Below are 12,018 nucleotides of genomic sequence, written 5' to 3' on the forward strand. Positions count from 1 at the left end.
ACAGGGACGGTATGGCGTGAGTCATCGATTGTATGAAGCCCAATACTCGTTCAAGCAACAATGAGGTAAACGACGGCACTCAGCCTTAGTTTGCTGTGCCGGGTGAGAAGATGATGTACAAAGGCCCCTTGGTGCCGCTGTCCCATTTTTGCGATGTGCTGCCACAGAGTGTTGCGTTGGCACATACTTGGGCCGATTTAGCTGGGCTGAGATCTACGTGATAGTGGCTGAAGTCGTAATTGAAATGCGCGTTGGTGGCGCCGCTATACTGTGTGTTGGGGATGGTATAGCTGAGCACCCAGTTCGACTTGGAGCCAAAGCAGGTTTTGCCGTGGTTGTCGCCATTTTTTTCCTGAACGAATCCGACAGAGCCGCAGGTTATGCCTTGAGCCGATGCGACGACACTGACGTTATTACCGATATGATTCATACAATGGTCTGTCGCGCCACCAGCAATGAAGTTCACGGTTAAGGGCTGCAACGGTTTAGTGGGAAGATAAACGCACGCATTGACATCGGCACCCGCATCGGCAGCCTGCGCCAGCATGGGCAGAAGGCAGATCGCGGCACTGGACAATGCGTAACGGACAGTTTTTAACTTCATGGTTTTGTCTCCTCATCAGTTTGGTTAAATATCGAAAAAGTCTGGTTGAAGATCGCTTGCGGTACCTCGCATATCGACACAGGCACGCCATCGGCGACGAATGCGGCAACCTTGGGCAATCAATCCGTCAGATTGGAAATGGATCGTGCACACTTACCGAGCCGGTAGCGCTCGGCCATGTGCGCCAGGATCTCTGCCCCTACGTGCAAGGCGTAGCGGAAGAAAATGCGGGCTCCAGCCGGAGTATGTCCGGCGCGATGCTGGGTAGCCCGAGAGGATGGGGGGTATGCCAATAACACATGCTTGCCTCCTTTAACGCTGCTTTTGTTTGGGACAGCGTAGCAGGTGCATGTTGAATTTGCTGAGACAAGCGAAGCGCAACCACAAACGTGGCACACGGGCTCCCAACGGCACAGCTGCCACAGTCGATTCAGTTCCAATGGCCGAGCGTCACCTTGCTGGGACCGCGACTTGGTTTACCAGCCCGCGGCGGTAGATGCTCAAGGACACCAAGCACGGTTGCTATGGGCTAACGGGGCAGTTGCAGATGCTTGCCTAGCCCGCTGTAGAGGTGTTGCTCGCCACGAGAGGTGCGACGTCCGAGCAACGGGAACGCGTTTATTTGACCAAGGAACACTTCGACCACTTGGTGGCACTGGGAAGCTTTGAGGCGCTGGCGGCGACTGCAATCTTGGCCAAGCTTCCCGAGGAGGCTGCTGCTCATGAGCTATATGGTATGGTCTTGTACTGCTACGCTTGGCTGCAGACGGCTCTCGCCGATGCACCTGAGACAGGCGCGCCTGACCCTGGGGTGTTCACCTTTATGGACAAGGTTTGCCAACACTGGTGAGTGTATTGCCTGGGGGACGCTGGAACACGCACTTGTTCTGGCATGGCAATGAGTGGGCAAACCATCGCCACTCCCACTTCGGCCCGCGACTCGCCTACCTGTATCACATGCACAGATGGGGGCCGCCTCCAATGCCTAATGAAGCGTCACGCTGCTCATAGGCTACTGATGACTTCGGCCCAACTTGGGTGGATTGGGGTATCAGGCAATAAAAAACCCGGCTTGCGCCGGGTTTTTGCTACCACTCAAACAGGTCTAATGAATTAGACGGGCTTGATGTTGGAAGCTTGCTTGCCCTTGGGGCCAGTGGTCACGTCGAACGAGACCTTTTGGTTCTCAGCCAGCGACTTGAAGCCGTTGGATTGAATTTGCGAGAAGTGAGCGAACAGGTCGTCGCCGCCTTCGTCAGGGGTGATGAAGCCGAAGCCCTTGGAGTCATTGAACCACTTAACGGTACCGGTTGCCATGATACTTTTCCTTGTTGGAAATAATGTAAAGAGTGCGGACGATCAAACAAAGGAGGGCGAATCGGAATACCGCGAGGGTATGAGAACTGCCTGGAACCTACGACTTGAACTGCCTGCAGCGTGCGTTGTACGCGAATCAAACCCGCTTGGCAAAGCATTTCGTCAAATACCTGCCAAAAACGCGCCAAACGGTCGATTCCACCCCTATTTCGATGCCTTTGTCATGCCCAGAGCGTCCCAGCCGGTCTGCCCCAGCTCGCGCAAGGTAGCGATGTTCTTCTCGAAGATATCGGCCGCATCGGGGAAGGCTGCCACCGCCCTGTCTATGCTGTCCTCGCGCAGCAAATGCAGGGTGGGATAGGGCGAACGGTTGCTGTAGTTGCTGATGTCGTCCGGCTCGGTATCCGCAAACTGGTACTGCGGGTGAAAACTGGCAATCTGTATCACCCCTTCCAGCTCATGCTCGGCCACCACCCCGTCGGCCACATCGAGAAACTCGTTGTAATCGAGGAAGTCATTCAGGATATAGGGGTGGATCAGCAAGGTGGTATCGAGTTCTTCAGGGTCGGCCTCGGCCAGCCTGTCCAGCTCACGGTCCAGGTCTTCCAGCAGGGCATCCAGATTGCGGGCATCGCTCACCACCAGGCGCACCTGCTGTTTGACATACACCGCCTTGGCGAAGGGGCAGAGATTCAGCCCTATGACGGCTTTTTCCAGCCAGTCGCGGGTGGCAGTAATGACGGATTCGTGCTCGTTTGTCATGGCGTAATAGGGGAAGCGGATCAGGCTTGCTATTCTACTGCTTAAGTCCACCGGCATCGCCACCATGACAAACACCAGCCCCAGCCAACCTACGTATATCGTTCCTGCGCAATTGCGGCTTGGCCTGTATGTCAGGTTGGAGCTCGACTGGCTATCGCACCCGTTTACCTTCAACCAGTTCAAGATCACCAAGCAGGAGCAGATCGACACCCTGCGCTCCTTGGGGCTGGAACGCATACGCATCGACGTCAAACGCAGCGATGTGCAGCCCCTGCCCGCCCCGACCGAACCCGAACCGGCCGTGCCCGCTGCCCAGCGAGAGGCCCAGGACGCTGCCATCGTCGCCAAGCGGGTCAGGGTGGAAAAACTCACCCAGCACCGCACCGCCCTCAATGAATGCGAACGCAAATTCCAGGGGGCCGCACGGGCACTCAAGACCATTACCCGCAACCTGTTCGCCCGCCCAGGCGAATCCATGGCAGAAGCCGCCGAGCTGATCAACAGCCTGGTGGATTCCATGCTCACCGATCGCGATATCGCCATCCACCTGATGAACGACAAGCTGGGCGGCGAGGAAGTGTATTTCCACCAGCTCAATGTCGCCGTACTGGCCATGATGCTGGGCAAGCAGCTGCACATGGACAGGGAGCAACTGACCGAGATCGGCATGGGGGCGCTGTTCCACGATATCGGCAAGATGGAGCTACCCAGCCAGTTGCTGCAAAAGACCGATGCGCTCAGCCCCAGCGAGCAGGATCTGATGATGCGGCATACCCATTACGGCCTGGAGATAGGCAAGAAGCTGGGCCTGTCGCCAGAGGCGCTGGCCATCGTGTTCCAGCACCATGAGTGCGTGGACGGCAGCGGCTACCCCCATGCTTTGCGCGGCGAAGGCATATTGCCGTTGTCGCGCCTGGTGGCCATCGTCAATGAGTATGACAACCTCTGCAACCGCCCCAATCCCCGCGATTCGCTCACGCCCTATGAAGCGCTTGCCACCATGTTCGGCCAGCAGCGTGCTCGTTTCGAGGCACAGGCACTGGGCATCTTTATCCGCTGCATGGGCGTTTACCCGCCCGGCACCCTGGTGCAGCTCTCCAACAATGCGCTGGGGCTGGTCATGGCGGTAAACTCCAGCAAACCGCTCAAACCCACGGTGCTGATCTACGACCCTAGCGTACCCAAACACGAGGCCATCATCCTCGATCTGGAGAGCGAGGCCGAGCTCACCATCATCAAGAGCATACGCCCGGGGCAGTTGCCCCAGCAGGTGTTTACCTACCTCAATCCGCGCAAGCGCATGACCTACTACTGCGATACCGTACCCGGCCCCACTCAAGGCGCCTGATCACCGACCTCCGCATCGGAATCACACCCCTGCCCTGCCGCGATGCGCCGGGCAAACCAACGGCGGGCCAGGCCGTGCAAGGGCGTGGGCAGATAAGGCAGATGCCGGCCTGGTTGCAGCAACAGGCCACAGCCATAACGGCCTGCTTGCGCCTGCCAGACCAAGGCCGGGCAAGCGCCCTGGCGCAAACCGAAGATGCGCTGCCCCACCGGGCAGGGCTCGGCCGCGCAACAGACGCCACAGCCGTTGCAAGGTTCGCCCCAGGCCGGTTTGGCCGGGGCTTTGGTATGGAGATGAATGATTTGATAGACAGTCTGCACCATGCCCGCAGCATAGTGCTTAAGGGGCCTCTGCAATAGCCCACACTATCGGGCACCAGCGAGGCTCCCTCGCGTTGGCGAGAGCAAGGGTACAGATTCCAGCAGCGATCAGAGGTTGAGTTTCTGCTGCCATCAAACGCCCGGACTGCTGGTATGGGATGCTGCCGCTTGAATATCCCACCTATTGCAGCGCCTCTCTGGGTGCATGTATTTCACCTTTGCGCAGCGCAACTAGAGTAGCGCATGCCCATCGACATCTTCCCTCCAGACTCTCCCTGCAGCAGCATACTTGACATCCTTAGGTTTGCATCACAAACTTATTTGCATAGACAAATTGGAGCAAACATGCAGGCCGATCATCTTGACGAGTTGCAGCAACTCACTGCTGAATACGCACGCTACTCCCGCAGCGCCGGAGGAATATCCTCAGTGCTCGGTGGCGTCCTTTGTCTGATGTCCTACCTTGCAGGCGGGCTGCTCCCTCTGACTGATCTGCTGCGCGCCGTGCTGCTGGCACTACCCTTGGTCTGGCTTGTCAGCAAGCAGCTGATGGCCAGGTATTACTATCAAGCCTATGGTCATGTGGAAGAGCGGCCCGATCACAGCTCACTACGCAGTCATTACTTCTGCGTCGCCGTCACCGGGCTAATCTGTGCTTGGTTGGCTGTGGGGAATATCATAGTGGCGGAGCCATTGGGCAATGCCGCCTGGGATTGGACCCGCCTGGGGTATGTAGGTATTGCGCTGGCAATGCCCTTTGTCGCGTGGCGCTACCTACGCAACCCGCTCGACTACATCATGGGCGTATTCCTGCTCTGCCAGGCCGCTGTAGTAGCCACCGGCAGGTCTTATCCACTGATCGGCATCGCCATGCTCTTTGCTCTGTACGCGGTACAAAGCATCATCGTTGGCTTACGCGATCACCGCCGCTTCCTCCGCTTGCGGGCTAGGCTAGATATCCTGATGCATGCTGCAACCATGGCTAAGTGATCTCGATGGAACCCTGCGCACTACACCTAAACCGTCTAGTACATGAGCCTGCGAGACTGATGGTGCTCACCATCCTGGCCGGAGCTGTGTCGGTCGAGTTCGGCTTTATCGAGAAACTCAGCGGCCTTAGCAAGGGCAACTTGTCCAGTCATATGAGCAAACTGGAAGCAGGCGGACTAATCACCATACACAAGTCGTTCCGTGGCAAGCGGCCGTTGACCACGCTGGCCATCACAGCGGCCGGCTTGACCGCCTTGTCCGAATATCGCCAGCACTTGAGCAGAGTGATCGCCGAAATTCCAGACCGCCTACACCTAAAGGAGTGAAGCAGATGTACCAATCCATGACCGTCGCATTGGCGCTCCTGTCCTTGATTGTTTCCGCTGCACCCATAGGGCCAGCCGAGCATGGCAAGACGTTGACCCAGCAGTTCTACGCCCGCGATATCGCTACACTGTGGTCACGCATGGACGACAGGATGCAAGCTGCCATGAAAAGCCAAGTAGCGCTGACTGAATTTCGCGACCAAGTCGAGAATCAGCTGGGAGTAGAGGAGTCAGTTATCGAGGAAACCGTCGAGACCGACGCGGGCCTGCAGATGTACACGCGCAAGGCGAAGTTCAGTAAGTTTTCAGGCTACGTCATCGTGCAGTGGGCACTGACACCGGATGGCAAAGTGGCCGGCTTTCAGATTGCCCCCGCCAAGGCCGGTCAGATTCCCGCCGCCAGCAAGCATGAGAACTACCGGACCAAGACATTGCTACGACTCCCCTTCGACCAACCCTTCTTAGTATTCTGGGGCGGCCGCACATTAGTGCAGAACTATCACGCGGCCCATGCCAACCAGCGCTTTGCCTACGATATGCTGGTGAGTCAAGCGGGTACCAGCCGTGCCGGTAAGTCACAGGAAAATGATGACTACTACTGCTTTGGCAAACCCTTACTTGCCCCGGCCGGCGGTACGGTGGTGCAAGCTGTAGATGGAGTCGCAGACAATCTGCCCTGCAAGCTGAATCCCGCCGCCCTGCTGGGCAATCACGTCATCATCAATCATGGTAATGGCGAATATTCACTGCTTGCCCACCTAAGGCAAGGCAGCACCAGAGTCAAGGCCGGTGACATAGTCGTGAGCAGCCAACTGCTAGGTGAGTGTGGCAACAGTGGCAACTCGTCCGAGCCCCACCTGCATTACCAGCTACAGGATGGTCCGACCTTCGGCTCGGCCGCCAGCCTGCCGGCGCAGTTTGTACAGTATCTGGCCGACGATCAACCAGTAGCGCGTGGAGAACCCGTCAAAGGGCAGACTGTACGCCCAGCCAGGACATTCTGATGTCAGAAAGGCCCCGCAACTAGGTTGCAGGGCCTTCCCGCGTGATAACACCGTCAGCTCACCTTGGTCACCTCAAGGCAGATTGCCCACCGGCAGGTTGGGATACTCCTGCTTGATGGCAAAGCGCTTGCTGCCCACCGTGATGACATAGTTGGACGGCCCGGTGATGGGCAGGTAGTAGTTCAGGGTGATATCCACCGACTGCCCAGGTGCCACCGACTGCCAGGCGGGCAGCTTGAACTGCGCCGTATGGAAATCGCCCTTGAAACCACCCACATTGCTGCCGGTATGCTCCGATGCCACCACCTTGAGCCCAGCCCCCGACTGATCGGCCATATTGTTGGGCGCGGCCACCGGGTATTGGAACTCGATCTGGGCACCGCCCGGCAAGGCTGCGCTACCCTTGTTGGTGATGCGCAGCTTGGGGTTGAGCGGGTAGTTCTGGTCGCCCAGCTTGAAGTCCACCACATCGAACTGCAGGTTCAGCGCCTCGGCCGGCATGGTCTGCTTGGCGCGTTTGTTGCCATAGGCCGTTGCCGACTTGAAGCTGTTGTGCAAGATTGACGTGAGTGTCTGGCCGATGTAGTACTCCTTCTTGATGCCATCGTAGGCATAGTCGCCCGCCAGTTCCCAGAACATCGCCCCGCCTATGCCGTTGTCGACTATCCACTGTGCCTTGCGAGCCATTGATTGCTCGTCCTCGGTCGACAGGAACACCTTCTTCTGGGCATTCCACAGCCACGGCGCCACCAGGGTGGCATCATAGTGGCGGCTGTAGCTGCCCACCAGATCGCTACCGCTGAGACCGTAGACGCCAAGATAGCTGCCGGCGATGCCATTCTCCAGGTTCTTGGCGTGCCACATGGGGTTGGAGCCCGCGCCCATCTCGCGGCCTTGCGCGTCCAGATCGTGCCAGAGGTTGTCGATGCCCGTGGCACCGGTACCGCACTCGGTCAGGCCTGGGCCACAGTTGCTGGACTTGGGCGAGGTGCCCCACAGGCCGTTGCTGCCGCCAGTGACACCCTTCCAGCCTCGGGTGTAGTAAGGCACCCCGACATTGATGCGGCCAGCCGGCAAGGCGCCACGGAAGTAACGGTAGGCCCAGTCGGTATTGAGATAGCCTATGCCGCCGTACTGGCTGGCGGTATAGACGCCCCACTTGGCCAGTTCGGCATCCTTGCCATCGTCAAACAGCGCGGCATTGGGGCCGACAAACTCGTTCCAGGCACCGTGCAGGTCATAGGTCATCATGTTGACGAAATCGAGATACTGCACGCCCTGGAAGGTTTCCATGCCGCGTAGCAGATAGCCGGACGAGGGCGAGGCAATGGTCAGCTGATAGTACCTGCCGTCCGCTGCCGAAGCCTCGTCGAGCTTCTTGCGCAGCACCTTGAGCAACTCACGGTAAGACGCCTGCAGGCCCTTCAGCCTGGGCTCCGAAATGCCCCAGTCCAGCGGGTTGCCGGCCTTGCTCATGGTGGTGGGGTACTCGTAATCGATATCTGCCCCATCAAAGCCATACTTGCGCAGGAAGCCCACCACCGAGTCGGCAAAGGTATTGATACCAGCCGTATTGATGCTGCCATCGGCATGGGTGGTCATGCTGTAGAAGCCGCCCGAGGCAACGCGGTTGCCATCGCTGCCAAAGTAGCCGCCAGTCTCGGCCCAGCCGCCTATCGACACCAGGGTCTTCACACCGGGGTTGAGCTTCTTGTACTTGGTCAGCAGGTTGAGATGCCCCTTGTAGCTCAGCGAGCTATCCATCTCCGCACCTGCCACACCTGGCCATTCCATGCCGGTTGCTTCGTTGCCTGTCACCATCTCGTTGACCGAAACCTTGTTGCTGCCATCGACATGGGCAAAGGCGTAGTTGATATGGGTCAGCTTGGTCCAGGGAATATCCTTGGCCAGATAGGCCGGCTGGCCGTTCTTGCCGGTACGCCAGCTGGTGAAGTAGCCGATGATGCGCCGCTTGTTGCCATTGGCCAGCTTTTCCCGGCCTTGGTTGTCGTACGCCAGGCAGTAGGGCACGTTCACCTGCGCCACCCGTACCAGTCCATCGGGGCGGCAGGCCTCATCCGGGAAGGTGGGTGTCGGTGTGGGTGTGGGTGTGGGTGTGGGTGTGGGTGTGGGTGTGGGTGTGGGTGTGGGTGTGGGCGTGGGTGTGGGCGTGGGCGTTGGGGTCGGGGTTCCGCAGGCGCTCAGGTCAGTCCATGGCTTGCCGGCCCCGGTATTAGACGCGGGCACCTCGCCCATGGTCCACCACTTGGCCTCGTAGTTGCGCCCGGCATAGGTCACCCGCTGGCCGCCGGTATAGGCCGTCCCGGCACTCCAGGCGTTGTAGCAGGTCTCGGGCGTTGGTGTTGGTGTTGGTGTTGGTGTTGGTGTTGGTGTTGGTGTTGGTGTTGGTGTCGGTGTCGGTGTCGGCGTACTGCTGCAGTTCTCTACAAAACCCCACAGGGTAGGCGTCGATGCCGGGTTCCAGTTGGCGCCCACATGGGCCGTATGGGTCTGCAGTGCCTTGTAGTTCTTGCTTAGGTAAGAGGCCGGCGTGTTCACCATATAGGTGCTGCCCTCGGCCCATGCTGTGGCGCAATTGGCCGCCATGGCCTGGGGGGCATACAGCAGGCCTGCCGTAGCGAGGCTAAGACTGACAGCGCGCAAGGCATAGCGCCGGTTTGGCTTGCAAAGGAATTGCATGGTGTTGTTTGCTCCGTGCTTGATGTTGGAAACAAAGTGGGCAGGGAAACCCATTCGACCTCGCCACTCCTTATGCAAAGGACGCTACCCTTTCTGCCTGAATCGCTACGCTGGCTACTCAGGCCCAGACCGAGGCCGCCATCATGCTATGACAAATACAAAATGTTTTACCTCTCCATTTAAAATAAAAACCCATAAATGTAGTGCGGAAAAAATGACTACAAATTGATGCAAAGCAGCAATTCAACCATTATTCCCATACCTGACTGCATGCATTGTCACAAACGCCAAAGTGGTATTGACACCCAACAAAATCCAAGCAAGAAAACCCTCACAATCCCGGTTTAAATCCCGCTGTAACCGCTTATATTTACAGCACTTTCACCATAGAAAAACACACCATTACCCGATGCTCATCCAACTTGTATTCTCAGGCCATTCACACACCCCAATAGGGTAAGAAATTTAAATGATCAATTCATGAAACCTCATAGCTTTTCATGATGAAATTTATGTAGCGCAGACATTGCAACGGCCTTAAACTACGGCAGACAGTCGACAGAAAATCCAAACAAATCAATGCCGTGCTGCCAATCTGCAACAACATGGCCGCACGCACCAATCCATTACAGAGAGTGTTACGCACCAACTCCACAGCGTATATCTGGTTTGGCATACCCGCAAAGATGATGAATACGGTGACGACGCCAAGCTGATCGGTGTATTCAGTTCGTCACGCCAGGCCAAAACTGCCACTGCACGCCTTAAGGATAAACCGGGTTTCAGGAACTGGATCGAGGGATTCTCCATAACAGCCTACACTCTGGACGTCAGCCATGGGAATAAGGGCTTTGGCCTAGATGAACCACCCTAGCTGCTCCATTGCAATATGACGCCATCCGCCATCAAAGTAATACGAAAAAAATGGCATGCCACCCGGCATGCCATTTCAGCTCTCAGCACCGCTGATTTTAGCGGGTATTGTCTATCACCTTGGTGCCATTCCAGAATACCTGTCCTCGGAACATATAATCTACGCATTGCTTATAGTCACCTGCATTGGCCAGGCTGAAGGGCATCTGGTAATCCACCAGCTTGCAGGCCCAGCTGACCCCGCCCGGGTTGTTGGGGTTATAGCCCCAATCCTTGTCGAGATAGGTCTTGGTTGCAGCGGCCGAGCCTGCCTGGAAACCACGCATGGCAGCGCAGCCCAGCGGCTCCTCGGCGGGAATGGCTACACCCAGCTCTCGGGCAAACTCGCGGTAGGCGGCGATACGGTTGACCACCTGCTGCTTCTCGGCACCGCCACCACCGCACTCGATACCGCCATTGATGATGAATACCGTGGCACCAAATCCCGGTTTCATATTGTTGGCCAGGTCCACTGCGTTGGGCACCCAGGTGCCATCAACCACCCAGGTCATGGGCGGCTTGGGTGATTGCGGGTAGACCGCGAACCAGATGGCGGAAGCAAAGTTCAGCCAGCTATCCGCCACCCGCCCTGGATTATCGAGCAGCACATCGGCATCGCCGTAGAGCGACTTGCTGAACGGCCCGTAGTTATAGTTCCACGACAGCTGCTTGGAACCACGGCCAAAGTAGTCAATGTTGCGGTTCTGCGCATCCTGCGCACAGGGGTAGAAGATGGAGAAAATGGAGCTGCCCGCGCCTCGGAAACAATCCTGGTAAGCGCCCACTGCCGACCCTTCGCTATAGCCTGACTCACGCAGGTACCACAGTGCCTGCTTATAGGTGGGTATGGCTTCGTTTTGTGGCATTGCGGCCAGCACCGGGTTGTTGTGCTCGCTATAGGTCCGGGCTGTTGACGGGGTCAGCGCTGGCCAATTGGCGCCGGTCTCCTGGGTGAAATGGGCAAACGAGGTCGCCAGCAGCTTGCGGCAGATGGCATCGGCATTGCGGCCATCGCTGTAGTTGTCGCAATAGGCGGGGAACTTGGCCGCCCCACGCAGGAAATTCGTATAGGTGTAGTTGATATGGCGTACCGGGAACAACTGGTCAAACCGCGCCTGGCCCAGTAGCTGCTCTATCCGTTTCACATTATCGGGGTTGGCCGCACGGCCGGGCACCACCAGGTTCACCTCGCTGTCCGCCCTGACCCTGAGCGCCGCGCGGATACGGGCAAGCGCCTGCGCATCAGCACCCGCCTGGCCGGCAAGTGCCTGCTCGGCTGCGCCAAACTGCGCCTCGGTGGGATACGCGGACGGGGCAGCAATCAACCGGACCTGTGGCTTGTATGCGGCCGGAGTGGGCGTTGGCGTTGGCGTTGGCGTTGGCGTTGGGGTGGGTGTCGGTGTCGGTGTCGGTGTCGGTGTCGGTGTCGGTGTCGGTGTCGGTGACGGTGTCGGTGTCGGCGTCGGTGTCCCACAAGCACTCAGCTCTGCCCAGGGCTTGCCGCTGCCGGTATTGGCGGCCGGCGCCTCCCCCATGGTCCACCACTTGGCTTCGTAGTTACGCCCACCATAGGTCACACGCTGACCGTTGGAATAGGCTGTCGCAGCACTCCAGGCAGCATGGCAGCCCACTGGTGTTGGTGTTGGTGTTGGTGTTGGTGTTGGTGTTGGTGTTGGTGTTGGTGTTGGTGTTGGTGTTGGTGTTGGTGTTGGTGTTGGTGTTGGTGTTGGTGTTG

At 57.9% G+C, this 12,018-nt stretch carries 11 protein-coding genes; 5 read left to right on the top strand and 6 right to left on the bottom strand.

Features of this window, described 5'->3' with window-relative positions; genetic code table 11:
• Positions 1 to 85: 85 nt before the first annotated feature.
• Positions 86 to 604 carry a hypothetical protein gene (locus QQK16_RS17825; RefSeq protein ID WP_284197831.1) on the bottom strand — a complete coding sequence of 173 codons (519 nt, stop codon included), beginning with the start codon at positions 602 to 604 and terminating at the stop codon, positions 86 to 88.
• Positions 605 to 1,226: 622 nt separating this feature from the next.
• On the opposite strand from QQK16_RS17825, the gene QQK16_RS17830 reads away from it, so the two are divergent.
• Positions 1,227 to 1,454, top strand: coding sequence for a hypothetical protein (locus QQK16_RS17830; RefSeq protein ID WP_284197832.1), 228 nt, complete (start codon positions 1,227 to 1,229; stop codon positions 1,452 to 1,454).
• A gap of 263 nt (positions 1,455 to 1,717) precedes the next feature.
• Here the strand turns inward: QQK16_RS17830 and QQK16_RS17835 are convergent, their stop codons facing one another.
• The gene (locus tag QQK16_RS17835) at positions 1,718 to 1,921 is read right to left on the bottom strand and encodes a cold-shock protein (RefSeq protein ID WP_284197833.1); all 204 of its coding nucleotides are present in this window, start codon (positions 1,919 to 1,921) and stop codon (positions 1,718 to 1,720) included.
• Between the two features lie 204 nt (positions 1,922 to 2,125).
• Positions 2,126 to 2,683: a DUF1415 domain-containing protein gene (locus tag QQK16_RS17840; RefSeq protein ID WP_284197834.1), complete on the bottom strand. Its 558-nt coding sequence runs from the start codon at positions 2,681 to 2,683 to the stop codon at positions 2,126 to 2,128.
• Between the two features lie 64 nt (positions 2,684 to 2,747).
• Between QQK16_RS17840 and QQK16_RS17845 the strand changes: the two genes are divergently transcribed.
• Positions 2,748 to 4,031 (top strand): HD-GYP domain-containing protein, encoded by a 1,284-nt coding sequence (locus QQK16_RS17845; RefSeq protein ID WP_284197835.1) that lies wholly within the window; start codon positions 2,748 to 2,750, stop codon positions 4,029 to 4,031.
• Here the strand turns inward: QQK16_RS17845 and QQK16_RS17850 are convergent.
• Positions 4,019 to 4,354 carry a hypothetical protein gene (locus QQK16_RS17850; RefSeq protein WP_284197836.1) on the bottom strand — a complete coding sequence of 112 codons (336 nt, stop codon included), beginning with the start codon at positions 4,352 to 4,354 and terminating at the stop codon, positions 4,019 to 4,021. The two genes, QQK16_RS17845 and QQK16_RS17850, sit on opposite strands and share 13 nt — an antisense overlap.
• Positions 4,355 to 4,696: 342 nt before the next feature.
• Between QQK16_RS17850 and QQK16_RS17855 the strand changes: the two genes are divergently transcribed.
• Genes QQK16_RS17855 through QQK16_RS17865 form a run of 3 tightly spaced genes read left to right on the top strand, consistent with a single transcriptional unit; the run spans position 4,697 to position 6,671 of the window.
• The gene (locus QQK16_RS17855) at positions 4,697 to 5,341 is read left to right on the top strand and encodes a hypothetical protein (protein WP_284197837.1); all 645 of its coding nucleotides are present in this window, start codon (positions 4,697 to 4,699) and stop codon (positions 5,339 to 5,341) included.
• Between the two features lie 59 nt (positions 5,342 to 5,400).
• Positions 5,401 to 5,667 (top strand): transcriptional regulator, encoded by a 267-nt coding sequence (locus tag QQK16_RS17860; RefSeq protein WP_368860144.1) that lies wholly within the window; start codon positions 5,401 to 5,403, stop codon positions 5,665 to 5,667.
• A gap of 5 nt (positions 5,668 to 5,672) precedes the next feature.
• A complete protein-coding gene (locus tag QQK16_RS17865) occupies positions 5,673 to 6,671 on the top strand; it encodes a M23 family metallopeptidase (protein WP_284197839.1) in 999 nt (332 codons plus the stop codon).
• Between the two features lie 72 nt (positions 6,672 to 6,743).
• Here the strand turns inward: QQK16_RS17865 and QQK16_RS17870 are convergent, their stop codons facing one another.
• Both QQK16_RS17870 and QQK16_RS17875 read right to left on the bottom strand, forming a co-directional pair.
• Positions 6,744 to 9,371, bottom strand: a complete 2,628-nt coding sequence (locus QQK16_RS17870; protein ID WP_284197840.1) for a chitinase C-terminal domain-containing protein — start codon at positions 9,369 to 9,371, stop codon at positions 6,744 to 6,746.
• A 971-nt stretch (positions 9,372 to 10,342) separates the two neighbouring features.
• Entirely contained in the window at positions 10,343 to 11,860 is a 1,518-nt protein-coding gene (locus QQK16_RS17875) for a glycoside hydrolase family 19 protein (RefSeq protein ID WP_284197841.1), read from the bottom strand.
• Between the last annotated feature and the right edge of the window lie 158 nt (positions 11,861 to 12,018).

The organism is Chitinimonas prasina, assembly GCF_030160395.1.
Taxonomy (GTDB): Bacteria; Pseudomonadota; Gammaproteobacteria; order Burkholderiales; family Chitinimonadaceae; genus Chitinimonas; species Chitinimonas prasina.